Source organism: Arthrobacter sp. J156 (assembly GCF_056172865.1).
The window spans coordinates 2,403,862-2,428,659 of record NZ_CM149650.1 but is presented as its reverse complement, the minus strand read 5'-3'; the positions used below and the strand labels follow the sequence as shown (position 1 = coordinate 2,428,659).

The window sequence follows — 24,798 nt, the reverse complement described above, 5'->3', positions numbered from 1 at the left end:
GCCATCTCCTCCCGCTACCCTGGTCACCGAGCCGAACAGGCTCGGTGACCCTCAGGTACACCGGGATCACCAGCACGGACGAGACGGACAACGGACGACAGTGCGGCCGTCAAGCACAGCGGTGAACCCGACGAGTCTTCCTGGATTACCAGCCCCGGAAGTCCAGGAGCGCGGGAACGGGCGACGATGCGGATTCCCGTATCATGAACGCAAAGATCTGTATCAACCTCAGTTCAGGCGGCGGAATGTCGGCTGCGCTGGCGGTAGCGGGTGGGCGTGAGCCCGACGGCCTGTCGGAACTGACGGGCGGCGTGTCCCCGGCTGTGCCAGCCGACCTCGGCCATCGCCTGCTCGATCGGCAAGTCAGTCTCGTGTTAGCGGCCATGAAAAACTGCCCATAGGCGGCCACGAAAGTGCCCGCTGGCGGCCAGCAGAACTGCCCGCCGGTGGCCATGAGATCTGCCCACTTCCTTACTTGTTCCTGCCGCGTCTTTAAGCGGTGGGGGCCTCTCCCTGCGGTTTGATGACGGTGTCTAAGCGCACCAAAAGCGAACCAGGAAGAGGCCCTGTATGAAGTCTGACGGAGAAATCATGGAAATTCTTGCTGCCTACGATCTGACCGGATCGTTGCGCGCCACCGCGGAGCTCACGGGCTGCTCGCACCACACCGTTGCTAAACACGTCACCGCCCGTGACGCGGGCCGGCCGATCGGGGAACCCGCGGCCCGCGGCCGGGTCACCGACGCGTTCCTGCCCAAGATCGAGGAATGGATCGAAGCCTCCAAGGGCCGGATCCGGGCCGACAAGGCCCACGAAAAGCTCCTCGCTCTGGGCTACACCGGTTCGGAACGGTCTACCCGCCGGGCGATCGCGCAGGTCAAAGCCGCGTGGCGGCTGGGCCACACCCGCGTCCACCGGCCGTGGATCACAGAACCGGGGATGTGGTTGCAGTACGACTTCGGCGACGGGCCCCGGATCGGCGGGGTGAAGACCATCCTTTTCGTGGCCTGGCTGGCGTTCTCACGCTTCCGCATCGTGATCCCGCTCAGGGACAGGACCGCGCCGAGCGTGTTCGCGGCCCTGGACCGGTGCTTCCGGATCCTCGGAGGGGCGCCGACCTATGTCCTCACGGACAACGAGAAGACCGTCACCACCGCCCACGTCGCCGGGGTCCCGGTGCGCAACCAGCAGACCCTGGACTTCGCCCGGCACTACGGGGTGACCGTGCTGACCTGCCAACCGGCGGACCCGGCCACCAAAGGCGGAGTCGAAGCGTCCGTGAAACTCGCCAAGGCCGACCTCGTGCCCAAAGACACCAACCTCCGCGATGACTACCGCACCTTCGCCGAGCTCGAGGCCGCCTGCACGGCGTTCATGGACGAGGTCAATCACCGTGAGCACCGGACGACGCGGCGGAAACCCGCGGCCATGCTCGCCGAGGAAGCCCCGCGGCTGCACCGGATCCCGGACACCGCCCACACGGTCGCGTTCGGCCTGGCCCGCGGCGTTCCGGAGAACACCCCAATGGTCACCTTCGAAAACGCCCAGTACTCCGTCCCGGCCCACCTGCTCGGAGCCCGGGTGTTCGTCCGCACCCACGGCACCGGGCCCGGCGAGCAGGTCATCATCGTCCACCACGGCACGACCGGGCCCGTCGAAGTCGCCCGCCACGAACGGGCACGGCCCGGCAGCCCCGCCATCAACGACGAACACTTCCCCGGAACCCGGGCGAAGCTCCCCGGCGACTACGAGGTGAGGGCCCGCAGCGCGGACGAGGCCGCGTTCCTGGCCATCGGCGAAGGCGCCAGAACCTGGCTCGTCGAGGCCGCCGCGGCCGGGACCGCAAGGATGAACGTGAAAATGGCCGAAGCCGTTACGCTGGCCAAAATCGCCGGCACTGATCAGGTCGACCGGGCCCTGGGCGACGCCGCCCTGCACGGCCGGTTCGCGCACCCGGACCTCGCCTCGATCTTGAACGCCAACATCCGCCGCACTACCACCCACGCCGCCAACGAAGCCACCTCCCTCACCCAAGGAACAGGGGCGTGGGCCGCGATCGGCAACCCCGCAACCATCACCACGCCGGAGGAGGCCCGATGAGCCCCGTCACCACGACCAATACCGTGGCTCCGCCGCTACCGGCGGACCTGGAGGCCCTGATGCGGTCCCTGAAAATGCCCCACGCCCGGGCGCTGGCCCCGGACCTGATCGCGACCGCCCGCGCCCAGCGGTGGGAACCGGCCGAGGTCATCAAGGCCCTCTTCACGGAGGAAGCCGCCGGCCGGGCCCGGTCCATGCTCGCTTCCCGCCGCAAAGCAGCCGGGTTCCCGACCGGGAAGACCTTCGAGGCGTGGGACCCTGCAGCGTCCTCCATCCCGGGCCCGACCCAGCAGGCACTGCGGACCCTGGAATGGATCACCCGCAGGGAAAACTTGGTCGTCTGCGGGCCCTCGGGGACGGGGAAGACGTTCTTCCTCGAAGCCCTCGGCCAGCAGGCCGTCGAAGCCGGAATGCGGGTCGCTTGGTTCAGGCTCGAGGACCTCGGCGTCCTCATCCGCGCCCACCGAACCGATGACAGCGTCACCCGGGCCGTTGCCCGGATCCTGCGCGCCGAGCTCGTGGTCATCGATGATATTGGTCTGTTGCCCGTGGCCACGGACGCCGCCGAAGGCCTCTACCGGGTCGTGGACGCAGCCTACGAAAAACGCTCCGTCGCGATCAGCTCCAACCTCCACCCCGCCGGGTTCGATGAGCTCATGCCCAAAACCCTCGCCACCGCCACCGTTGACCGACTGCTGCACCACGCCCACGTCTGCCAGACCAGCGGCGATTCCGTCCGTCTTACCCAGGCCCTCGCCGGAAAAGGAGTGACCCGCTTGAACTGACCAACCCAACGATGGCCGACCCCGCCGAAACGAATCAGTGGGCAGATCTGTTGGCCATAACCGGGCAGTTTTACTGGCCACCAGCGGGCACATCAACTGGCCGCCCATGGGCAGAACGTAATGGCCATTGACAGTCTCGCGAAGTAGCCGGGCCAGGCGCTCGGCACGTAGCGTGGTCAGATACGTCATCGGGGTCTTGCCGTAGGCATCGGTGAAGACCCGGCCAAGCTGGGACGGCGAAAGGTGCACGGCCCGAGCCAGTTCCTGCAGTGTCCACAATCGTTCCGGCTGGTCACTGAGCAGGCCGGCTGCCTGGCGGGCCTCAGCCCTCAACGGGATGAAAGGGTGAGGCCGGGTAATGCCGGGGTAGGTTGCCTTCCGCTGCGTCGAGGTCTTCCGCACCGGGGTGGTGGTGACGAAGGGGACGATCACGTCAAGCACCGCGAATAGAAGTGCCTGGAGCCGGTAGAAGCGCTCGGAGGCGCGAGAGTCGATGCTGATGGCGACCAACTCGTCCAGCCACGGCATCAGCATGCCCACGCGGTCCTCACCCAGGCGCAGAATCTGCGCCGGTTCGGAGTACCGCTCATTCAGGAGGTCCTGGGCATCGAGACGGTCGGACAGCAAAGTGGCGTGCTGCCAAAACACCTGATCGGTCACGTAATCCCGGTCCAAATACAGCGTCGTCACGGTGATCGAGCCTTCGGGCTCGCTCCCGCACAGCGTGCTCGCCGCCAGCATCACGACGTCCCCGGTCGTGACGGGCTTCTCACCGAACTCACTTAGCAGCACGGCCGAGCCGTGCCGGATGAAGATCAACTTCACACAGTCATACGCGATCGGCCCAACTGGACGATGAATCGATCGGGTGCGGGCGAGGATTGGCATGAACGGCTTGCGGCCAGGACCATGGCTCTCCGGCACTGTTCAGCTCTGATCAGCGAAGCATGTCGTTCCCCAGAAAACGGGGCAACGTGCCGGCTGGGCGTCGTCTGGCCGGTTCACGGTTAGCGGCCGTGCGTGTCGCCACAACCCATAGCCTCTTGGCAGAGGCGATGTAGCCCGGATCGGTGTCCGGGGCGCTGGGTACGTCGGCGAAGTGCAATGACGTCAGCCCTTCAGTCATCCGGTACAAGGTCGACAGGTCGGCCCGGTCGGACATGACGGCGCCGGGCAAGATAGCGAGCGGCAGCATGTGTCACGGCGGCGCCTATGTAGAGCGCGAGCGCGGTCAGGACGATGGCGGAGCCGGTGGGGACATTGGCGTGGTAGGAGACCAGGGTGCCAGCAGCGGCGCTGACCGCGCCGATGGCTGAGGAGAGCCAGAGTGTGGCCCGGTAGGAGGTGGCGATGTGGGCTGCGGTGGCGACGGGGATGACCATCATGGCGGAGATGAGCAGCAGGCCGATGGTCGACATGCCCGCGACGACCACGAGAGCCACGAGTACGGTCAGCGCCATCACCAGGCCGGTGGTGGGTACGCCGGAGGCACGGGCGGCGGCTTCGTCGAAGGCGAGGGCGACGAGTTGGCGGTAGAGAAAGGCCAGGGCCAACGCGACCGCGGTGGCCAGGGCCGCAACGGTAGCGACCTGGCCCCAGGTCAGGTTGAGCGGGCTGCCGAAGAGCAGGCTGAGGATCTGGTTCTGCCCGCCGCCGCCGCGGGCGGAGAAGAGGTAGCCGGCCGCCAGGCCACCGTAGAACACCAGCGCCAGAGAGACGTCACCGCCAGCCGAGCCTCGGGAAAGACGGACCAAGGCAACGGCCGCCAGGAGCGTGAGCGCGAGTGCCCCGAGCAGCGGGTCGAGTCCGGTGAGGAAGGCAAGCCCCACGCCGGCAAAGGCGACATGTCCCATCCCCTCACCGATGAGGGCTTGACGGCGCTGGACGATGAAGGACCCGACTAGCGGCGCGACGGCGGCAATGATCGTCGAGGCGAGCAGTGCTCGTTGCATGAAGCCGAACTCCAGCGCCTCCATCATGCGCTCCCGGCGACGTGCGCGGGCGGGCCCAGGATGTGCAGCGTTCCGGCGCGCAGTTCGACAACGCAGGTCGCTAGACCGGCGAAGGTCTGGGGGTCATGACTGACGTACACCACGGCGACGTTCTCCACTGCCACCAGATGTTCGAGGCTGTCCCGCAGCACCGCCCGGGCATCGGCGTCAACACCGGTGGTGGGCTCATCCAGGATCAGCAGGGAGGGTTCGGTGACCAGGGCACGAGCGATCAGGGCACGTTGCTGCTGGCCACCGGACAGTTCGTCGATGCGACGACGACGCAGCCCCGTCAAACCCATCACCTCCAGCACGTGCTCGATGCGCTGCCGGTGGTGGCGGGTGGCGCGGCGCCCGGGATGCAACTGGCCGGCCAGGCCGGTGCGGACCACCTCATCCACGCTGATCGGCAGCGTACTGTCCGCGGCCGCACGCTGCGGCACATAGCCCACCCGCCACCACTGGCGGAACGCGGCCGTGTCGGTGTCGAAAAGGCGCACACGGCCCTGGCTCGGACGGAGCAGACCGAGCGCCAGGCGCACCAAGGTTGACTTCCCCGAGCCGTTGGCGCCAACCATCGCCACGAAAGTGCCCTGCCGAACCTGCAAAGAGACGTCACGGATCACTATCTGGCCGTTGTAGCCGAAACTCACGTGATCGAATTCGAGAGGGACCACAGAATCCGCCGTGGCAGGGGATGGGCTCATGCACAATCCAGGGCGGTGGCGAAGGCGTCGGCCTGCTCACGCACGAGATCAGGCAGTCCGGTGGCCGCCTGCTCGTCGGTGACTGCGTCCAGCGGGACGATTTCGAGCAGTTCGACGCCGGCCTCCCGGGCCACCGTCTCGGCCGCATCCCGACCCTCCACCGGCTCGGCCAAGACGTGTGTGATCCCCTCCGCGCGGATCTCGCCTACGATCTCGCCGAGTTCGGCGGCGGAGGCGTCACCTTCGGCGCCAACGTTGGTCAGCGCGTGCTGGCTCTTACCGTGGGGTTGGAGCAGGTACCCGTAGGCGGCGTGGGAGACAATCGCCTCGTCCAGGCGGCACTGCCCGCCCAGGGTTGCTTCTAGGTCTTCGTCCAGTGTGGTGAGGTCCTCGCGCACCTGAGCGGCGTTGTCGCGGTAAGTCTCGGCGCTGTCTGGGTCGGCCGCTGCAAAGGCCTCGGCGACCTCGTCGGCGACGTCGGCCATGATCGCCGGGTCGAACCACATGTGCGGATCAACACCCGCCTCACCACCGCCCTGCTCGTCCTCGGTGGCCGATTCCTCTTCGTGGCCGTGTTCGTCCTCCGTGCCTGCCTCTTCCTCGTGGGCGTGCGGGTCGGCCGATGCCGGTAGCAGTGCTTCCTCGCCGGCGGCCTCGGCGGCGCTGACCACCTCGCCTCCGGCGGCCGCCACGGCGTCCTCGACCTGGGGTTGGTAGTCGATCTCCCCCAGGTAGAGCACGACGTCGGCCGTCTCGATCGCGGATCGTTGCTGCGGGGTGATCTGGATGTCATGGGCTTCTTGACTGCCTTGGTTGAGCAGCTCCACCTCAGCCTCGGGGGCGACCTGTTCGGCCATCCAGGCCAGCGGATACACCGCAGCCACCGCATGCACCGTCGCACTCTCGTCAGTTTCGCCGCCCGTGACACCGGAGTCGGGGGCAGGGTCAGCGCTACACCCAACGAGAAGGAGGGACAGCACGGCAACGGGGGGCAGCCAACGGCGCATAGGGAGTCTCCAGACGGGATGACGGCGTGCAGAATCGCTTCTAGACTATTGATGATGAGAACGAGTGTCAATTACGGTTTGCCCGTGGATGTGTGCACTGGTGAGGTGGATCGCGTGCTGCGCCAGGCTGGGCTGCGCCCGACCGTGCAGCGACGCATCATCCTTGCCAACTTCCTCCACTGTTCGAGCGCCCGGACTGCGCAGGAGCTGTACGCGCAGTTGCGTGGCCACGGTCGCCCTGTAGGCCTAAGCACTATCTACCGCACCCTCTGGGCGCTGGCCGACGCGGGCGCCCTGCATACCTTTGCCCGGCTGGACGAGGTCGCCTTCCGCCGGTGTGCTGACGGTCCCCACGAACACCTCATCTGCCTCAGATGCGGTCGCATCGATGACGTGACGCCGGCAGGGCCGCTGCTCTCCGATAGCTCCCCTGCGGAGATGGCGGGCTTTACGGTTCGGAGCCGGCGCGCGGACGTCTACGGCGTCTGCGCCTCGTGCGGAGGTCGTCAGGCATAGCCAAACCCATGAACGGTTGCTAATGTATTGATGTGGTCGAGATCGAGGTAGAGGCCGATGGCCGGGCCAATGCCCTCCAAAATGCGAGTGAGCTGCTGCGCGCGTTGACCGCGCCGGTGCGCCTGGCGCTCATCGTTGAGTTGGAGGCCGGGGCACGCTGCGTGCACGAACTGGTGGAAGCCGTCGGGGTGAGTCAATCGCTGGTCTCCCAGCACTTGCGGGTGCTGCGCGGGGCCGGTCTGGTGACTCCAAGTCGGCGCGGCCGTGAGGTGGCCTACCAACTGACCGACGACCACGTCGCGCACATCGTGCGTGACGCCATCCGCCATGTTGAGGAGGAAAGACCATGAACACCACTTCCGCCGATCCGATACACCACACCGCGGCCGAGCATGAGCACAGCGAGGGGTGTGGGCACACCGCGGTGGAGCACCGCGACCACGTCGACTACGCCCATGACGGACACCTGCACCGTGCGCACGAGGACCACTTCGACGAATGCGAGACCTCCGGGCACGAGGAGCACGCCGCACACGAGCACGAACACGGTGAGGGCTGCGGCCACGAGGCGGTGACTCACGGGGACCACACGGACTATGTCCACGAGGGACACAGGCACGCCGCGCACGCCGGTCACTGGGACGAGCACTGAGCGCGCACACCGACCCGGGGCCGGCGTCCACCTCGACGCCGGCCCCGGGTCCTGGCCTGGGGACGCGGCAGCGCACCACCCGACAGGGCGAGGCGGTTTTGGCCGCTTTGAGCGCCAACGACGCCTTCCGCAGCGCCCAGGAGCTGCACGCTGAGCTGCACCGCCAGGGTGACCGAGTCGGCCTCGCCACCGTCTACCGGCACCTTCAGGTCCTAGTCGACCGGGGGCAGGTCGACGCGGTGCGCACCGACGACGGCGAGACCGTCTACCGACGCTGCGCCACCACTGCCCACCATCACCACCTGCTCTGCCGCGACTGTGGCGACACCGTGGAGATTGAGGCCCCGGCGGTGGAACGGTGGACCGCCCAGGTCGCTGTCGAGCACGGCTTCTCCGACATCGACCACACGCTGGAGATCGTCGGCACCTGCGCCCGGTGCCGCGCCTCCTCCTAAGCCTCGATCCACCGACGCGGGTTCAGGCCGGAGTGTGATTCCGGAAGCACCGGGTGAATCGATTTTGGGCGTGAGGAAGTAACCGGCCTCGCTGCCGGTGGTGTTCCACTGTTGGTCCTTCGGTCGTGCCGGGGCGCGGCGTTCGGTCGGTTGGCTATGCCGATTGTGGTGGCGGGTGGATGGCGGTGAAGAGCCGTTCGAGTCCCTGTTGCCAGGGCCAGGCCTCGGGCAGTCTGATTCGAATTTTGCGGGCGCTGGAGGCGATGCGGGCCGGGATGTTCACGAGTCTGGCCCGGATGGTGCCGGTGCGGGCTTTGGTGAAGGTGCCGGCGGCGAGGATCCCGGCGGTGCGGGTGAGGTTGTAGGCCATCACCGCGCAGACCAGCCAGGCGCTGTTGGCCCCGAAGTGGCCGGAGGGCAGGTGGGCCAGGGCGCTGTCCTTCAGATCCGCGTTGACTTGCTCGATGATCGCGTGTTGCCGGTGGGTCTGGTCCGCGGCCACCGTGTCCAACACTTCCGGATCCACGGTGGTGAAGAAGGCGTGGAACCGGTGGGTGTCGAACAACGTCGGCTGCCCGTCGTCCTGCCTGGGGTTCAGTTCTGGGATGCGGCGCACCACCAGGCGTCCGGGGATGCGTTCGGCTTTCTTCCTCGAGGTGAACGCGGTGAAGGACACCTCGGCGACCTCGGCTTTGGAGGTCCAGGTGCCGGTGGTCTCGTCGTAGATCGCCTCGGGGTATTCGATGCCGGTCCAGGCATCGTCGGCGATGGTGGCGATGGCGGCCTTGACCGCCAGATTCATCCGCACGGTGACCGAGACGTCGGCACCGGCTTTCAACGCGGTGGCCACGGTGGCGTGCCCGTAGAAAGCTGAGTCGGCACGGACCAACATCCGGGCGCCAGAGTCCGGAGGCAGTCGCTTGAGCGTGGCCAGCGCGTCGGCGATCAACCGGCAGGCCCCGCGTGGGGAGCCCACCGCTCCGCGACGCAGACGCTGACCCAAGATCACCGGGGCCGCAGTCTCGGTGCTCGCCGTGGCCAGCAAGGCGTTGAGTCCACGCACGCCCGAGTATCCGTACCCGGAGCCCTGCTTCTGATAGCCGTGGACCTCGATGATCGTGTCGTCCACATCCACATAGACGAACTGTCCGGCGCCGGGGCTTCCCAGCACCGATGCCCTGACGGAGAGGTTGGCCAACAGTCGGGAGGCGACCGCGTCGAGCTGGCGGACGTGCCCGAAGGTGAACGCACGCAGGAACGAACCCAGGGTCGAGGGCGCGTAGCAGGCGTTGAAGAGTCGTTTCATCGCCCCGTGGCGCAGGATGGCCATGTCGTCGATCGAGTCGGCTCCGGCGCACATGCCGGCCACCAGGGCCGCGATCTTGGCCCCGGCGTTGGCGCCCTTGTCGGTCGGCACCGTCAATCGCCCCTTGGCCAGCTGGTGCAGGCCGGCCTCGGCGGCCAGCTCCATCATCGGCACCAGTCCGGCGGAGCCGATGAGGTTCGGCTCGTCGAAGGAAGCTGACAGTGCGGAACGGGTGTGGGAAACTTGCATCTGCGAGATGCCCTCTCATCGCGGTGGAACGGAACCTTAGACAAGTGCCATTCTTCCCGGTCAGACGGGCATTTCGTTCTTAATTACGTACCAGTACCAAGCATGCTCATCGGTGGATCAAGGCTAAGCCACACGTCGGACGTGTTCACACTTCAGCAGCAGTGGCGGCTCTCATCGTGATCGCCGAGGGCCACGTCTTGCTGAAATCGACGAGTACCAGGTCGGCGACCGTTCCCTCTGTGAGGGTGCCGCGGTCGTCGAGACCGACGAACGCGGCCGGTCCCGAGGTGACGAGACGCACGGCTTCTGGGAGTGTCGCGATTCTCTGGCTCACCAGCCGCACCACACTCGGCAGCAGCGACGTTGGAATGTAGTCGCTCGCGAGCCCATCCACCAGGCCAGCAGATACAAGCTCAGCCGCAGAAACATTTCCCGTGTGGGACCTACCCCGAACGACGTTCGGCGCTCCAGCGATGACGAGCATTCCCTGGTCTCGGGCGGCGCGCGCCGCTTCTAACGTCGTCGGGAACTCTGCCACCGAACATCCGAGCGCGGCCGCCGCTTCGACGTCGTCCCGCGTCGCCAAGTCATGACCGAAGAGCCGGATCAGGCCCTTCCGGGCAAGGCTTTCCAGCCATGCAAGCACGCGATCCCGCACGCCCTGTCGTTTCTCGCGGCTGCTGCGCCACCATTCGACGTGGTCGGCGGCGTCATCCTGCGACATTCCCTCGTTCAGCACGAGCCAGCGCTGCATCGTCATCGGATCTGCGAATTGCCCCTGTCCGGGCGTGTGGTCTTCATATGACACGACCGGCACACCTGCGCCCCGGCCCTCAGGCGCCGGGCTTCCGGAGCGGTCAGCAGGACGGGATAAGAGCTCGGCTCGCGGCTCAAGTTCCTTCTCGAGCAGTTCGCGGCCGTATTCGCAGCGTACGTCGAGCCGATGCAGGACCTGGTGGTCGACTTGCCTGTCGTCCGTGCAAGCGAGGGCTTCCGAAAGCTCGGACGCGGCAGGAGAGTCAATGGCGGTCCCTACAATCGATCGCTCCTGGAACGCCAGCCCGTGGAGGACCGTGGTGGTCCCCGCAGCTCGAAGGCGCGCACCAGCCGATGCAATGGCAAGACTCGGATCGAGGACGACTCCCGGCCGGGGCCTCATCTCGCGCGACAACATGTCGCTGTGGACGTCGATGAGGCCCGGCAGCAGGTATGCCCCGCGAACATCGAGGTCACAGGAGGCCCCGGGAGGATGCGGCCCGACGTGCGCAATCCGGCCACCACGCACGACTAGCCTGGCGTCCTCGATGACCACGTCCGGCAGCACGGCGGAGGCATGGCCGATCACCAGATCGCTCACTGCGCCGTCCGGGGTAAAGGGTGTCATGGCTGATCAGCCTGACATTTGCTTCTTGCCTGGATGTGTACGCCGCCTTAACTGCTGTGGGTGAACGGGCTGTTTCATCGGGGTTCACAAACCGTTGTCTCCCACAGCGCCCGGACTTCACAAGTCCTCTATACGTTTTCACTCGTACAGCGCACTCGTATAGAGGACTTTCATGATAGAGCTCGTCGATGTCAGCAAGACTTACGAAGGCGGCGTTCAAGCATTGGCCCGAACCGATCTGTCGATCGAGCGCGGAAAAGTCACCGTGCTGCTCGGCCCGTCGGGTGCCGGCAAGTCGACCTTGCTGCGATGCATGAACCTGCTCGTCAAACCCACCACCGGCTCCGTGCGGGTTGACGGGACGGCGTCACTCGACTCCCGCCGCGAATTGCGTCGACACCGCCGCCGCACGGGGATGGTATTCCAACACCACCAGCTGATCCCACGCTTCTCGGCCTTGCGCAACGTGCTCCTCGGCCGGGTCGGTTATCACAGCTTCTGGCAGAGCATCCTGCCCTCCAGTCGCGGCGACCAGCGCATCGCGCTCGAAGCGCTCGAACGCGTCGGACTGCTGGACAAGGCCCTGACCCGGGTAGACAACCTGAGCGGTGGCATGCAGCAGCGAGTAGGCATCGCTCGAGCGCTCGCGCAGCAACCGGACCTGATCCTTGCCGATGAGCCGGTCGCCAGCCTCGATCCCAACTCTGCGCGTCGCGTGATGGAGCTGCTGCGCCGAGTCTGTCAGGAGAGCGGCATCACCCTGGTTGCCAGCCTCCACCAGGTCGACCTCGCGCTCGAGCACGCCGACCGCATCGTCGGCCTGGCACACGGGGAAATCGTCTACGACGGCCCTGCAGCCGGGGTCACCGATGAGGATTTGCTGGTGATTTACGGCGGCGTGCCCGCCGACGAGCAGGCCGATGCCCTTCCACTGTCGGCACAGACCGTTTCGCTGCCGACTTCTGCTGACTAGCAAACGCTCAGGACTCAATAACCTCGACCGCCACCCCCGAGATCGACCACCTTCCGAACTGCTGAAACAGGAGTGAATTCCCATGCCTAGACCCACCCGCTTGGCGACTGCCGCGATCGCTGTAACGACTGCCTTCACCTTCGTCCTCTCCGGTTGTGGTGCCAGTTCAGAGGCAACCACCGCCCCGGAAACCCTCCGCGTTGCGCTGCTTCCCGACGAGAACGCGTCGGAGGTGATCAAGAACAATGAGCCCCTCAAGGAGCACCTCGAAAAGGAACTCGGGCTTGACGTCGAGCTCGTGGTGACGACCGATTACTCCTCGATGATCGAGGCGATGGCCCGCGGCCGCATCGACCTCGGCTACTTCGGCCCTCTGTCCTACGTCCTCGCCCAGGAGAAGGCCGACATCGAGCCCTTCGCCGCCCTGCAGGAAGTCGAGGGTGAGGACCCGACATACCAGGCAGTGTTCATCGCCAACGCGGATTCCGGCATCGAGGACCTCGCGGATGTCGCCGGCAAGACCGTTGCGTGGGGAGACCAGGCCAGCACGTCCAGTCACCTCATTCCCAAGGCCATGCTCGCCGAAGAGGCGGACCTCCGAGTAGACCAGGGTGACTACGAGGAACAGCACGTCGGCTCCCATGATGCTGTGGCCTTGGCAGTGCAGAACGCCAATGCGGACGCGGGGGGCATGAGCTTGCCCATCTATGAGCGCATGGTCGAGGAGGGGCTCATCGACTCCGAGACTGTCGTGAAAGTCCAGGAATCGGATCCCTATGCCAACTACCCCTGGACGATGCAGTCCAATCTGCCCGAGGACCTGAAGGAGAAGCTGCGGGCGGCGTTCCTGGAACTCGACGATCCCGAGGTGCTCGAACCATTCGGAGCCGCCGGCTTCGCAGAGGTTGCCGATTCGGACTACGATCAGGTTCGCGACCTCGCTCCGCTGCTCGACATCGATCTCGAGGATTACCAGTGAGCAGCCCCGCGGTCAGCGTGCCGCGCGAGGATCGCAGAGAGCAGGAATACCAGCGAATCACCGACCAGGCACAATCCGGCTGGAGGCGCTCGTTCTCCATCACGGGCTTGATCCTCGTCGCGGTGATCCTGAGTGCCTGGGCCGTGGGTCTGCTCGACGCCAACCGCATGGTCACAGGCCTCGCCGACATTGCCGACCTGCTCAGCGAGATGTGGGTGCCGGACTTCACCCATCTGAACAGCTGGTGGGGGCCCCTGCTCGACTCGATGACAATGAGCATCGCGGCCACAGCACTGGCTGTGCTGCTCTCCGTCCCTCTCGCATTGCTCGGAGCACGCAACACCTCACCGCACCCGGCGATCTACTGGGTCGCGCGGCTCATCCTGAACGTGCTGCGATCAGTGCCCGAACTGATCATGGCGATCGTATTCGTCGCCGCCGTCGGCTTCGGCGCGCTGCCCGGGGCTTTGGCATTGGGGATCCATTCTGCCGGCATGGTGGGAAAGTTCTTCGCCGAAGCGATTGAGCACGCTGCCGAAGCCCCTGTCGAGGCCGCCAGGGCGACAGGAGCCGGCCCGGCCCAAGTGATTCTCCACGGCATCCTGCCCCAGGTGCTGCCGCAGATGGCCGACGTCACCGTCTACAGGTGGGAGCTCAATTTCCGAGCGTCGATCGTCGTCGGGGTCGTCGGCGCCGGCGGCATCGGCTTCGAACTCATCGCCGCCCTGCGAACCCTCCAGTACGACGAGGTCGCCGCAATCCTGCTCGTCATCCTGGCCACCGTGACCGTAGTCGACGCTCTCGGCGGAGCGTTGCGAAAGAGGTTCCAATGAAACAACACAGTCGACGTCCGAAGGTCGTACTGACGCACCGCGTGCATGCGCCGATCCTCGAATTGCTCAGCGAAAGCTGCGAAGTTGTCGCCAACCAGAGCGACAGCAGTCTCCCGGCCTCCGAGGTGCGGCGCCGCGCAGCAGAGGCCGAAGGATTGATGGTGTTCATGCCCGACCGGGTCGATGCAGAGCTCCTCGACTCATGCCCCAACCTGAAGGTGGTCGCGGGAGCCCTCAAAGGGAACGACAACATCGACGTCGAGGCTTGCACAGAGCGAGGCATCTGGCTGACCAGGGTCGAGGACCTCCTGACCGAGCCCACCGCAGAACTGGCGGTCGGACTGCTCATCGGGCTCGCGCGGAACATCACCGCCGGGGACCGCCGGGTGCGCTCGAATTTCGCCGGGTGGCGGCCGACGCTCTACGGGAGGACCCTCGTAGGATCGACGATCGGCATCGTAGGGGCAGGCAACCTCGGCCGGGCTGTTGCACGGATGTTGCGGGGATTCGCACCCGAGTTGCTCTACTTCGACCCTGAACCGCTATCGGCGGCCGATGAAGCACTACTCGACATCCGGCGTGCGGACCTGTCCGACCTGCTGGAGCGCAGCGACGCCGTTGTGGTCTGCGCCCCACTGTCGGCGGAGACAGTCCACTTGCTCGACCGGAATCGGCTCGAGTCAATACGACCGGGGGCGCTACTCGTCAACGTCGGCCGCGGCTCCGTCGTCGACGAATCCGCGGTGATCGAGCTCCTACGCGCCGGACAGCTCGGTGGCTTCGCGGCTGACGTTTTCGAGTTCGAGGACCTGTCCCGACCGGACCGGCCCGCTGCCATCTCCGCCGAGCTGTTGGCGATGCAGGACCGCACGCTGTTCACGCCACACCTGGGATCTGCCGTGGCCGCGACTCGTCTCAAAATTGAGGAGCACGCCGCCACTGCCATACTGCAGGCCCTTGCAGGGCATGAACCACACGGAGCCGTCAACCGCCCGTGTGGCGTGGGATCTGCTGGAACGCCTACTGCCCTATGATCGGTCCTATCGATCACAGCAAGACGAAGAAGCCTGCCTCTCGCACCCCGTTGTACCTGGCCGCCGCGGACTCCCTCGCTGAGCAGATCGCTGACCAGCCCGTGGGGACTCGCCTGCCGTCAGAAGACGAGCTTGCCGGTCAGCTCGGGGTCAGCCGACTCACCGCGCGGGCAGCACTGGCTGAGCTGGAGAGGCGCTACCTTGTTCGTCGGCGACAGGGAAGCGGAACATACGTCTCCCGACGAGTCGATTACACGATCAGTCGACATCATCCGCCGTCGTGGAGTCAGAGTGTTCGTAGCGCCGGGCTCACCCCCGAGGTGCGCACCACGGGCTGGCGCCTCGAATACCCGCCACCCGAGGTCCGCCGCCGGATGAACATCGGCGCGAGGCAGCAGGTGCTGGTGATCTCACGTGACCGGTACATCGACGATGAACTGGTCGGATTCGCCGAAACCTTCCTCGATACGCACCTGGTCCCTGACTTGCCCCAAGTTCTCGAGCCGTCCGCATCGCTGCACGACGTGCTGGCTGATCACTACAGACTCCAGCCCGTACGAGGATGGTTCGGGGTCGCTATCGATCCAGCGACACCGGAAGTCGCCGAGCATCTCGGCCTCAGCGGTCGCCCGCCGGTCATCTCCATCCGCTCACGAACCGATGCCGTTGCCCAGAATAGCCGTCCAGTGGAACTCACCGTCTCGTGGCTCAGGGCCGATGTCTTTCGCATCGAGATCGACTTCGACACGTAAGGCGCCTCACGCGGTTTAGATCTAGAAGCCACTGAAGACCGCTGTAGGTGGTATTGCTATGGCTGGGCGGCGTTTCGGGCGGCCAGTTGTTCGTAGTAGTCCTTGGAGGCGGTCACGTCGGGCCCGTAGGGCTGGGTGCTGTAGTGCTCCAGCTCCACCAGCGCCGGCGGCAGACCGGATGTCGACAGCACGGCACGGCCGCGGGGCAGGGCGGCGAGGTCGCCCACGTCCAGGAGGCGTTCGCGCTGGATGGCGGTGGACACGGACCGGCCGCCCTTCTGGGTGGAAGAGGTGCGGCGGATGACGTCGTGGTCCCCGATGAGCTGGGACAAAAACGGCAGGAACGCGGAGTCCGACAAGCCCGACCCGGCGACCCGGATGTTCGCCGCACTCCAGAGCTTCTTCATGCCCTTCTCGCCGAAAGCCTCCAGGCCCTGGTCCCAGCCCTGGAAGAAGGAGGACAGCACGATCCCGCGGGAGCCGTAGTGCGAGTACACGTCCGGCAGCTGACGCCAGCGCACGACGTTGGCGACCTCATCGAGGACCCCGGTCATCGGCGGGGAGAGCCGCCCGCCGGGGTTCAGAGCGGCGATCTGTTCGGCCTCGGTCAGCACCGCCACCGCCAGGGCCCCGGCGATGGCCCGGGTGGACCCGGCACCTTCCTTGGAGATCAGGTACAGGGTGTCGGTGGAGGCCGCGAAGCGTTTCGGGTCGAACTCGGCGCGGCCGAGCACTCCGGTGTCCCGCACCCACGGCACCACCCGGTCATAGGACAGCACGTTGACCCAGGGGCGCATGGTCCCATACACGCCGTCGCGCTGCTTCGGGGTCAGCTGCTGGATCTTGGCCAGCGAGGCGGCCACCGCCGTCTGCCCATGCTCAAGCAACAGGTCCCGCGGGGTCTTGTCGTCGGGGGCCTGGGCCCAGACGAACACGTCGGTGATGGGCCTGCCCCCCACCGATGCCGCGTAGAAGAGCATGGCCAGCAGCCGGCGGCCGTCGGACTCGAAGTAGGCGTCCTGGGTGGCCCCGGCACTGGTGGCCGAGGACACGAAGATGTCCGCCAGGGCCTCGGCCCGCTCCATCCCCGTGATGAAGGACAGCGGGTTCCACCACCAGGTGGGTTCTTCCCCGATGATGCCCTGCACGTCGTGGACCCACACCACCCCGGTCCGGGACCGGGGCCCGCGGGTCAGGTCCACGAGGTCGCGCTTGTTCGAGGTGGCCACGACGGGCCCCTTGGTCTCCAGGACCTGGGGGACGCACACACTGGTGGTCTTGCCCGCCCGGGGTCCCATGAGCCAGATCTGCACCCATTCCCAGGAGGCGTAAAGCCGCTTGCCGTTGTTGACCAGCTTGGCCAGCGGCACCCCCGGCCCGGCGGCGAGGGCCCGGAGCCGCTCGGCATCCCGGGCGGCGTGGGGCCAAATGAGGTTGTCATACTCACAGGGTGCTGCTGGGCCGGGAACGGGCGGAAAATCCCCGGTTCATCGCCCTGCGCTCCCACTATGGCTACGACAGTTTCTTCTGCATCCCCGGCATCGAGGGCGCCCACGAGAAGGGCGGGGTCGAGGGCGAGGTCGGCCGGTTCCGGCGCCGCCATCTAGTCCCGGTGCCCGACTTCGCCACCCTGGCCGAACTCAACGCGTTCATGGCCGCCGCGGATGCCGCCGACGACGGGCGGAGGATCACCGGGCGCACCGAGACCGTCGGGGCGGCCGCGGCCCGCGAGGCCCCCGAGCTGCGGGCACTGCCCGTCGAGGGGCCGTTCGATCCGGCCCAGACCCTCTCGTGCCGGGTCGATGCCCGATCCCGGATCTGCGTGCGCCAGTCCTACTACTCGGTTCCAGCCCGCTACGCTGGCCGCCGGGTCCAGGTCCGCCTGGGCGCGAGCACCGTGACGGCCGTCGCCGACGGGGCGGTGGTGGCCGTGCACACCCGCTCGCTGCACAAGCTCACCGAGGACCTGGTGCTGGATCATTACCTGGAGGTGCTCTGCCGCAAGCCCGGGGCGCTGGCCGGGGCCACCGCCCTGGCCGCCGCCCGCAAGTCCGGGGTGTTCACCAAGGCCCACCAACGCTACTGGGACGCCGCCCGGACCCAGCTCGGCGACGGGCCCGGGACTCGGGCGTTGATCGGGGTGCTGTTGCTGCACCGTACCCTGCCAGCCGCCGATATCGCCGTCTGGATGGCCGCCGCCATCGAGATGTCCCGTTTCGACGCGGACTTGGTCGCCGTCGAGGCCCGCCGGGTCAGGCAGGCGGCAACCGCCGCTGCGGTGCCGACGGTGATGGTCCCCGCCCACGCCGCGGCGGCAACGGCCGGTTTTCACCGGCCCGTGCCGGTGTTGGCCGCCTACGACGAGCTGGCCTCGGCGGGGGTGCGAGCATGAACGCCACCACCGGTTCCAAGCCCACGACGCTGACCGGACCGTCCATGCCGCCGGCGCCGACGCCGACCGTGACCGGGCTGGGTGATCAGGCCGCCGATGCCGCGATCGCCACGGCCTGCCGGACCCTGTTCATGCCCACCATCCGCACCCAGGCCGCCCCGCTGGCCCAGGCCGCGGCCCGGGAGAGGCTGACCCACAAGGCCTACCTGGCCGAGGTGCTATCCGCCGAGTGCGACGACCGCGAGGCCCGCCGCCGGATCCGGAGGATCAAGGAGGCCAGGTTCCCCAGGACCAAGCACCTGGCCGACTTCGACACCGAGGCGATCGAGGACCTGCCGCCGGCACGCCTGGCGCAGCTGGCCACCGGGGCCTGGATCGACGCCGGCGAGCCGCTGGTGTTGCTCGGGGACTCCGGCACCGGCAAGACCCACCTGCTGATCGGCCTCGGCACCGCCGCCGCCGAGCAGGGCCGGCGGGTGAAATACGTGAGCACCGCGGCGCTGGTCAACGAGCTCACCGAAGCCGCCGACAACAAACAGCTCTCCCGGGTGGTGGGCCGCTACGCCCGTCTGGACCTGTTGTGCCTGGACGAGCTGGGCTACGTCAGCCTCGACGCCCGCGGGGCCGAGCTGCTCTTCCAGATCATCACCGAACGAGAGGAACGAGCCTCCATCGCCACGGCATCCAACTCGTCGTTCAGCGAGTGGGGCCAGACCTTCACCGACCCCCGACTGGCCGCGGCCGTCGTGGACCGGCTGACGTTCAACGCCCACATCATCAACACCGGCACCAACTCCTACCGGCTGCGCACCACCCGGGCCAGGAGTGGAGCCGCCACCACCTGAGCACCCGTTCCCAAGGAAGAACCCGATCAATGCAAGGAAGGTGGACCGATCATGGACACCACGCACACCGGGCCGGCAGCACCAGCCCACGACACCACCATCGCCACCACCGCGGATGACGAATGGACCGGCTACGCCATGGTCCGGGTCTGCTGAAGGTTCGGTTGACTTCCTGACTGCTCTGCGGAGCAGAGAGGATATTCATCATGCCGAAGATCTACTCGGAGGAGTTCAAGGCCAGCGCCCTGGAGCTGCTCGAGCAAGGAATGACCCAGGTACAGGTCTGTAAGGACCTCGGGATGTCCAGGTCCGCGCTGCAGTCCTGGGTAAACGAGAACCGCCTCGACCAGCACGGATTCGAACCCGCCGAGAGCACCGAGGGGAAAGCCGAGCAGGCCAGGATGCTCAGACGGATCCGTGAGCTGGAGCAGGAGAACGAGATCCTGCGCCAGGCCACCGCTTACTTGTCGCAGGCGAATCTGAAGCCCGGGCAGGCCCGCCCAAAATGATGTACCCGCTGGTCCGTGACCTTGCCGCCGCCGAGATTCCGGTGACGGTGACCTGCAGGGTGTTGGGCTTCTCTAAGCAGGCGTTCTATAAGTGGAACGCCCGGCCTGTCAGCGACCGGGACTGGGAGGAAGCCCATCTGATTGACGCCGCCTACGACGTCCACGCCGATGACCCGGAATTCGGGCACCGGTTCATCGCCGATGAACTGCAGGCGGCTGGCCACAGGGTCTCCGAGCGGCGGGTGTGGCGGCTGTGTTCTCAGCAGCAGATCTTCTCCGCCACCGTGCGCCGCGCCAAGCGGGGCGGGGCGAAGCCCGGCCCGCCGGTCTGTGACGACCTGTTGCAGCGGGACTTCACCGCCGAGAGCATCAACACCACGTGGCTGACGGATATCACCGAGCACCGCACCGGTGAGGGCAAGCTCTACCTGTGCGCGATCAAGGACGCCTGCTCAGGACGGATCGTCGGTTACGCCATCGACCGCCGGATGAAGTCTGGTCTGGCGGTGGCCGCCCTCAAGGACGCCGTGGCCCGGCGTGGGGCCTCCAACGTCGCCGGTTGTGTTGTCCATAGCGACCGCGGTAGCCAATTTCGGTCCCGGAAGTTCCAGCACGCCCTGAAGCAGAACGGGCTGGTCGGCTCGATGGGCCGGGTCGGAGCCGCCGGGGACAACGCGGCGATGGAAAGCTTCTTCGCTACGTTGCAGAAGAACGTCCTCGACCGCCGCCGCTGGACCACCCGCGATCAGCTGCGCCTGGCCATCATCCATTGGATCGAACGGACCTATCACCGCCGCCGACGACAGCGTCGGCTCGGTAAGCTAACCCCGGTCGAATACGAAACCATCCACCAAAAGGCCGTCGCCCTGGCGGCCTAAACCATGGAGTCAACTAAACCTTCAGCAGACCCTTTGGATGGACAACGAGCGCAATCTCGAGGTGGTGGGAATAGGCGAAGGGAAAACAAACTTCCATCACCTGCTCACCGGCGAGTGGGCGGCCGCCCAGGCGTTCGCCCGTGAAGTGCAGTTTCCTGGACACCATCTGGTCGTTCGCCCTGACGGCAAGGACGGAACGTACATCTGCAAGGGAATCGCGAGCTGGCAGGACCTGGAGCGCGCCTTTTCGAGAGCGTTGACTCGATCTTCAAACGGCTTGGTCTTAATCGAGACCGACATGCGTGCCAGCGCAAACCCAACACGCATGGAAGTAATCGGCCTCGCGGCCGAAGACCTTGCCCATAAGCTTCGCTCCTTGTGCCCAGCCTGCGGCACTCCAGGGTTCTGGCGAGTCGGCCGGGTACCGGGGCTCCAGTGCAGTGCATGCGGTACGCCGACCAGCGAGACGCGTGCTGAGACGTTTGGATGCCTCAAATGCCCTTACCACGACACCCGCGACATAGCCGATACAACGTCCGCACCCCCAAGTATTTGTGACTACTGCAACCCCTGACGTTTGCCCCTCCTTCTGCGCCGCCGCCCTACGTGTCAGGTCGGAAACCCTACAGGAGATCGCTTGATCCAGAGGGGGGATCCCCACCCGTGATTCCAAAGCCCCATTGGTGGATCACCTCATTGTGACCGGGGCCCTAACCGACCCGCAGGAATCCGTTGACAACATCATTGAGATTCCTACGGGCAGCGGCGGCGGATCGAGCTCGCGCGGCTCGTGGCGGAGCCCGTGGACCTGATCCTGCTCGACGAGCCCACCAACCACTTGGCGCCCGCGCTCGTCGGGGAGCTCGAGGACGCCCTCGACGCCTACCCGGGGGCCGTGGTGCTCGCGACGCACGACCGCGCCCTGCGCGCCCGCTTCGCCGGTCGGGAACTGCGGCTCGAGGAGGACCGCCCGGCTCCGCTTGACCGGCCGGGGCGCCCGGCATAGCTTGGCGAGAGGGCGGCCTGCGCGCCGCCGGACCAAGGAGGGCGCCATGTCGCCGCAGGAACACACCGTTGTCATCGGGGCCGGCCTCGCCGCCGCCCACACCGTCGAGGCCCTGCGCGAAGGCGGGTACGACGGCCGGATCACCCTCATCGGCGCCGAACCCGACCCGCCCTACGAGCGCCCGCCGCTCTCGAAGGACTACCTGCAGGGGCGCCAGGAGCGGGAGAAGGCGATCGTGCACGACGCCTCCTGGTACCGCGGCCGCGGCATCGACCTGAGGCTCGGCCGCACCGCGACGGACCTCGAAGCCGCCTCCCGCACCGTGGTCCTCGACGACGGGACCGGCCTCGAGTACACGCACCTCGTCCTGGCCACGGGTGCCGTCCCGCGCCGCCCCGGGCTGCCCGGCGAGGAGCTGCCGGGAGTGCACGTGCTGCGCCGCTTCGAGGACTCGGAGAAGCTCAAGGAGGTGTTCGACGCCGGGGGTCGCCTCGCGGTGGTCGGCGCGGGCTGGATCGGGCTCGAGGTCGCGGCGAGCGCGCGGCAGGCGGGCATGGAGGTCACGATCGTGGCGCCCGACGACGTGCCCCTCGCGAAGGTCATGGGCCCGGAGCTCGGCGCCTACTTCGCGCAGCTGCACCACCACCAGGGCGTCGAGCTGCGCCTCGGGAGCACGGTCACGGGGATCCTCGAGCGGGACGGCCGGGCCGCGGGGCTTCAAACGTCAGACGGCGATGTCCCCGCCGACGCGGTGCTGCTCGCCGTCGGCGCGGTGCCCCTCACGGAGCTCGCCGAAGGGGCCGGGCTCGAGGTGGGCAACGGAGTCGTCGTGGATTCCCGGCTGCGCGCGTCCGAGCCCGGGATCCTGGCCGTCGGCGACGTCGCCAACGCGCAGCACGCCACGCTGGGACGGTTGCGCGTGGAGCACTGGGACAACGCGATCCGCCAGGGCAAGCTGGCCGCCGCGACGATCCTGGGCCGCGACGAGGTGTACGACTGGCAGCCCTACTTCTTCACCGACCAGTTCGACCTCGGCATGGAGTACGTCGGCCGCGGCGGGCCGGATGCGCGGACCGTGGTGCGCGGCGAGCTCGAGGCCGGGGAGTTCATCGTGTTCTGGCTCGACGGCGATGGCGCCGAGGGGTCCGATGCCGGGGCCGGTCGTGGAGGTGCGGCGTCCGGTGCCAGCGGTGCGGGGACGGTCGCGGCCGCGATGAACGTGAACATCTGGGACGTGAACGACGCGCTGCGGGCGCTCATCGGCCGGAGCGTCGACGCCGACCGCCTCGCCGATCCGTCGATCCCGCTGGACGAGCTCTAGCCCCCGACCACGGGGCGTCCCCGGCGCGCGTCGGGGGGAGTCCTCACGGAACTGCGGGAACTCGACGGATCGACGTCCAATGGACGTCGATTGGTCCGATCGTTGCAGTTCGCCGCGCGTGGCCTTGGCGCGCGTGGCAGCGAGTCCGTGAGCCGCAGCGCAGAGGGGGCGGGAATGCGGAGGCGGCCCTAGACTGTTGCACGGATGTGCCGGAGCTGCCGCAGCCAGGCCCGCACGCCAGTCCCCGCACCATCCACAGGCAGGTCCCCATGTCCTCACCCAACACGCCCGATCGAGACGTCGCAGCGCCCGGGTCCCAGGCCGTGCCGCCCGCCGACGTGGCCCCCGCCGGCGGCGACCGCGGCATCCCGGCCGCACAGGCCACCGCGCCGGCGGAGCGGTCCGCCGCGTCGGCCGCCCAGGCCGCCAGCGCGCCCCGCACCCCTCCGGTCTCGACGCTGCTCTACGGACGTCCGCTGTTCTTCGCGGTGCTGGCGCTGGCCATGGGCGGCTTCGGCATCGGGACCACGGAGTTCACGATCATGGGCCTGCTGCAGGAGGGCGCGGCCGACCTCGGCGTCGGCAACGAGGACATGGGCTGGCTCATCACGGCCTACGCGCTCGGCGTGGTCGTCGGGGCCCCGGTCCTCACCGCCCTCGGCGCGAAGGTCCCCAAGCGCACCATGGTCCTGTGGCTCATGGCGTTCTTCACGCTCGCCAACGTCGCCTCGATCGTCGCCCCGAGCTACGAGGTCATGCTGTTCTCCCGCTTCCTCTCCGGCCTGCCGCACGGGGCGTACTTCGGTATCGCGGCGATCCTCGCCAGCACGCTCGTCCCGGCGACGATGCGCGGCCGGGCGATCGCGTGGGTCATGCTCGGCCTCTCCGTCTCCAACGTTCTCGGCGTGCCCGTCGTGACGTGGCTGGGGCAGCAGCTGGGCTGGCGGTGGATGTTCGTCGTCGTCGGCGCGGTCGGCGCCCTGACCTGGGTGCTGATCCGCAGCCACGTCCCGTTCGCCCCGGCCCACGAAGAGGCGAGCATCCGCCGCGAGCTCGGGGCCCTGCGCAGCGGCCGGGTCTGGCTCGCGATGGCCACGGGCGTCGTCGGATTCGGCGGCTTCTTCGCCGTCTACTCCTACATCAGCCCCATCCTCACGGACGTCACCGGCCTGCCGATCAACACGGTCCCGCTCGTGCTCGGCCTCTACGGGATCGGCATGGTCGCGGGCAACCTCGTCGGCGGTCGCATGGCCGACTGGTCCGTCCACGGTAGCCTCTACGTCTCGCTGTCCCTCATGGTGCTCATCATGACGGCGTTCGGCTACCTCTCGCCGTTCCCGGTCCTGGCGCTGGTCCTCGTGTTCATCATGGGCAGCCTCGGCTCGCTGCTGGTGCCCGCGCTGCAGGCGCTGCTCATGGACTCGGCCCCACGGGCGCAGTCGCTCGCGGCGTCGCTGAACCACTCGGCGCTCAACGTCGCCAACGCCCTCGGGGCCGCGCTCGGCGCGGAGGTCATCCGCGCGGGCCTGGGCTATCAGGCGCCCGCGTTCTTCGGTGCCGGCCTGGCCGTGCTGGGTCTGGCCCTCGCGCTCGTCTCCGGCGCCGTGGAGAAGCGCCGCGGGACGCCCGTGCGCGGCTAGCTCGAGCTATAGCCCTAGCCTTCGCCCTCGTCCGACGCCTGCTCCGCGCCGACGTTGAACATCCACGTCACGCCGAACTTGTCCACGAGCTGCCCGAAGTAGTCGCCCCACGGCGCCTTCTCGAGCGGCATCTGGATCTCGGCGCCCTCGGCGAGCTTCACCCAGGCGTCCTTGAGCACCTGGTCCTCGGACGGGTCCTCGCCGTTCGTGCTGAGCGACACCGTGCCGTTCTGCGGCGCGGGCATCTCGGGCGACTTGTCGGCGATCATGACGTGGTAGCCGCGCGCGACGTAGAGCGAGGAGTGCATGACGAGGTCCTTCGTCTCGGGGTTCTCGTCGCCCATGCCCTCGGCGTAGCTCATGACGCTCAGCTCGCCGCCGAACACGGAGTGGTAGAACTCGCCGGCTTCGCGCGCGGTGCCGTCGAATTGCAGGTAGGGGTTCAGTCCGATGGCCATGGTTCCGCTTTCTCTGGGAGGAGCGG

Annotated in this window: 25 protein-coding genes and 2 pseudogenes; 18 read left to right on the top strand and 9 right to left on the bottom strand. The window is 67.4% G+C overall.

What is annotated here, in order from left to right:
* Positions 1–233: 233 nt before the first annotated feature.
* Positions 234–371 (bottom strand): annotated as a pseudogene (locus AC0QR5_RS11090) (helix-turn-helix domain-containing protein); the annotation flags it as partial.
* A gap of 199 nt (positions 372–570) precedes the next feature.
* Here AC0QR5_RS11090 and istA point away from each other — a divergent pair.
* Both istA and istB (AC0QR5_RS11080) read left to right on the top strand, forming a co-directional pair.
* The gene (istA, locus tag AC0QR5_RS11085; RefSeq protein ID WP_237428196.1) at positions 571–2,100 is read left to right on the top strand and encodes an IS21 family transposase; all 1,530 of its coding nucleotides are present in this window, start codon (positions 571–573) and stop codon (positions 2,098–2,100) included.
* The gene (istB, locus tag AC0QR5_RS11080; protein WP_237428195.1) at positions 2,097–2,885 is read left to right on the top strand and encodes an IS21-like element helper ATPase IstB; all 789 of its coding nucleotides are present in this window, start codon (positions 2,097–2,099) and stop codon (positions 2,883–2,885) included. The genes istA and istB (AC0QR5_RS11080) overlap by 4 nt, the downstream gene beginning before the upstream one ends.
* Before the next feature lie 132 nt (positions 2,886–3,017).
* Here the strand turns inward: istB (AC0QR5_RS11080) and AC0QR5_RS11075 are convergent.
* From AC0QR5_RS11075 to AC0QR5_RS11060, 4 genes and pseudogenes are all read right to left on the bottom strand, one after another.
* Positions 3,018–3,773: pseudogene (locus tag AC0QR5_RS11075) on the bottom strand (helix-turn-helix transcriptional regulator); the annotation flags it as partial.
* Positions 3,774–4,003: 230 nt separating this feature from the next.
* The gene (locus AC0QR5_RS11070) at positions 4,004–4,864 is read right to left on the bottom strand and encodes a metal ABC transporter permease (RefSeq protein ID WP_329864209.1); all 861 of its coding nucleotides are present in this window, start codon (positions 4,862–4,864) and stop codon (positions 4,004–4,006) included.
* Positions 4,861–5,529 carry a metal ABC transporter ATP-binding protein gene (locus tag AC0QR5_RS11065; RefSeq protein WP_329864207.1) on the bottom strand — a complete coding sequence of 223 codons (669 nt, stop codon included), beginning with the start codon at positions 5,527–5,529 and terminating at the stop codon, positions 4,861–4,863. Before AC0QR5_RS11065 ends, AC0QR5_RS11070 begins: the two co-directional genes overlap by 4 nt.
* Before the next feature lie 50 nt (positions 5,530–5,579).
* Positions 5,580–6,440, bottom strand: a complete 861-nt coding sequence (locus tag AC0QR5_RS11060; RefSeq protein ID WP_475372469.1) for a metal ABC transporter substrate-binding protein — start codon at positions 6,438–6,440, stop codon at positions 5,580–5,582.
* A gap of 234 nt (positions 6,441–6,674) precedes the next feature.
* Between AC0QR5_RS11060 and AC0QR5_RS11055 the strand changes: the two genes are divergently transcribed.
* The 4 genes from AC0QR5_RS11055 to AC0QR5_RS11040 all read left to right on the top strand — a co-directional run bounded on the left by AC0QR5_RS11055 (position 6,675) and on the right by AC0QR5_RS11040 (position 8,213).
* Entirely contained in the window at positions 6,675–7,106 is a 432-nt protein-coding gene (locus AC0QR5_RS11055) for a Fur family transcriptional regulator (RefSeq protein WP_329864203.1), read from the top strand.
* Positions 7,107–7,138: 32 nt separating this feature from the next.
* Entirely contained in the window at positions 7,139–7,456 is a 318-nt protein-coding gene (locus tag AC0QR5_RS11050; RefSeq protein ID WP_329864201.1) for an ArsR/SmtB family transcription factor, read from the top strand.
* Positions 7,453–7,758: a hypothetical protein gene (locus tag AC0QR5_RS11045; protein ID WP_329864199.1), complete on the top strand. Its 306-nt coding sequence runs from the start codon at positions 7,453–7,455 to the stop codon at positions 7,756–7,758. Before AC0QR5_RS11050 ends, AC0QR5_RS11045 begins: the two co-directional genes overlap by 4 nt.
* Positions 7,759–7,856: 98 nt before the next feature.
* Positions 7,857–8,213, top strand: coding sequence for a Fur family transcriptional regulator (locus AC0QR5_RS11040; RefSeq protein WP_475372468.1), 357 nt, complete (start codon positions 7,857–7,859; stop codon positions 8,211–8,213).
* Between the two features lie 154 nt (positions 8,214–8,367).
* Here the strand turns inward: AC0QR5_RS11040 and AC0QR5_RS11035 are convergent, their stop codons facing one another.
* Positions 8,368–9,768, bottom strand: a complete 1,401-nt coding sequence (locus AC0QR5_RS11035; protein ID WP_329864114.1) for an IS1380 family transposase — start codon at positions 9,766–9,768, stop codon at positions 8,368–8,370.
* A gap of 145 nt (positions 9,769–9,913) precedes the next feature.
* Entirely contained in the window at positions 9,914–11,152 is a 1,239-nt protein-coding gene (locus AC0QR5_RS11030) for an alpha-D-ribose 1-methylphosphonate 5-triphosphate diphosphatase (RefSeq protein WP_329864112.1), read from the bottom strand.
* Between the two features lie 172 nt (positions 11,153–11,324).
* On the opposite strand from AC0QR5_RS11030, the gene phnC reads away from it, so the two are divergent.
* From phnC to AC0QR5_RS11005, 5 genes are all read left to right on the top strand, one after another.
* Complete coding sequence (gene phnC, locus AC0QR5_RS11025) at positions 11,325–12,125, top strand: phosphonate ABC transporter ATP-binding protein (protein ID WP_019481142.1); 801 nt, start codon at positions 11,325–11,327, stop codon at positions 12,123–12,125.
* Between the two features lie 82 nt (positions 12,126–12,207).
* Positions 12,208–13,104 carry a phosphate/phosphite/phosphonate ABC transporter substrate-binding protein gene (gene phnD / locus AC0QR5_RS11020; protein WP_050994815.1) on the top strand — a complete coding sequence of 299 codons (897 nt, stop codon included), beginning with the start codon at positions 12,208–12,210 and terminating at the stop codon, positions 13,102–13,104.
* Complete coding sequence (gene phnE / locus AC0QR5_RS11015; protein ID WP_019158467.1) at positions 13,101–13,937, top strand: phosphonate ABC transporter, permease protein PhnE; 837 nt, start codon at positions 13,101–13,103, stop codon at positions 13,935–13,937. Before phnD ends, phnE begins: the two co-directional genes overlap by 4 nt.
* Positions 13,934–14,971, top strand: coding sequence for a phosphonate dehydrogenase (locus tag AC0QR5_RS11010; RefSeq protein ID WP_019481145.1), 1,038 nt, complete (start codon positions 13,934–13,936; stop codon positions 14,969–14,971). Before phnE ends, AC0QR5_RS11010 begins: the two co-directional genes overlap by 4 nt.
* Entirely contained in the window at positions 14,968–15,723 is a 756-nt protein-coding gene (locus AC0QR5_RS11005; protein WP_245533279.1) for a GntR family transcriptional regulator, read from the top strand. Before AC0QR5_RS11010 ends, AC0QR5_RS11005 begins: the two co-directional genes overlap by 4 nt.
* Positions 15,724–15,779: 56 nt before the next feature.
* Here AC0QR5_RS11005 and AC0QR5_RS11000 read toward each other — a convergent pair whose 3' ends face one another.
* Complete coding sequence (locus tag AC0QR5_RS11000; protein ID WP_329864104.1) at positions 15,780–17,093, bottom strand: type IV secretory system conjugative DNA transfer family protein; 1,314 nt, start codon at positions 17,091–17,093, stop codon at positions 15,780–15,782.
* A gap of 80 nt (positions 17,094–17,173) precedes the next feature.
* Here AC0QR5_RS11000 and AC0QR5_RS10995 point away from each other — a divergent pair, with 80 nt between their 5' ends.
* The 7 genes from AC0QR5_RS10995 (at position 17,174) to AC0QR5_RS10965 (ending at position 24,314) form a co-directional block, all read left to right on the top strand.
* Positions 17,174–18,115, top strand: a complete 942-nt coding sequence (locus tag AC0QR5_RS10995; RefSeq protein ID WP_329864102.1) for a Mu transposase domain-containing protein — start codon at positions 17,174–17,176, stop codon at positions 18,113–18,115.
* A 44-nt stretch (positions 18,116–18,159) separates the two neighbouring features.
* Complete coding sequence (istB, locus tag AC0QR5_RS10990; protein WP_212743367.1) at positions 18,160–18,960, top strand: IS21-like element helper ATPase IstB; 801 nt, start codon at positions 18,160–18,162, stop codon at positions 18,958–18,960.
* A gap of 206 nt (positions 18,961–19,166) precedes the next feature.
* Positions 19,167–20,347, top strand: a protein-coding gene (locus AC0QR5_RS10985) for an IS3 family transposase (protein ID WP_430633870.1) whose coding sequence is annotated in 2 segments (ribosomal slippage) — positions 19,167–19,427 and positions 19,430–20,347 — 1,179 coding nt in all. Because the reading frame shifts where the segments join, the coding sequence is not laid out codon by codon here.
* 37 nt (positions 20,348–20,384) lie between these two features.
* Positions 20,385–20,921 (top strand): DUF6671 family protein, encoded by a 537-nt coding sequence (locus AC0QR5_RS10980; protein ID WP_329862115.1) that lies wholly within the window; start codon positions 20,385–20,387, stop codon positions 20,919–20,921.
* 228 nt (positions 20,922–21,149) lie between these two features.
* Complete coding sequence (locus AC0QR5_RS10975; RefSeq protein WP_475372546.1) at positions 21,150–21,353, top strand: hypothetical protein; 204 nt, start codon at positions 21,150–21,152, stop codon at positions 21,351–21,353.
* Positions 21,354–21,399: 46 nt separating this feature from the next.
* On the top strand, positions 21,400–22,674 hold the full coding sequence (locus AC0QR5_RS10970; protein ID WP_329862114.1) for an NAD(P)/FAD-dependent oxidoreductase: 1,275 nt from the start codon (positions 21,400–21,402) through the stop codon (positions 22,672–22,674).
* A 503-nt stretch (positions 22,675–23,177) separates the two neighbouring features.
* On the top strand, positions 23,178–24,314 hold the full coding sequence (locus tag AC0QR5_RS10965) for an MFS transporter (RefSeq protein ID WP_329862120.1): 1,137 nt from the start codon (positions 23,178–23,180) through the stop codon (positions 24,312–24,314).
* Between the two features lie 14 nt (positions 24,315–24,328).
* Here the strand turns inward: AC0QR5_RS10965 and AC0QR5_RS10960 are convergent, their stop codons facing one another.
* Positions 24,329–24,772, bottom strand: coding sequence for a VOC family protein (locus AC0QR5_RS10960; protein WP_329862113.1), 444 nt, complete (start codon positions 24,770–24,772; stop codon positions 24,329–24,331).
* Between the last annotated feature and the right edge of the window lie 26 nt (positions 24,773–24,798).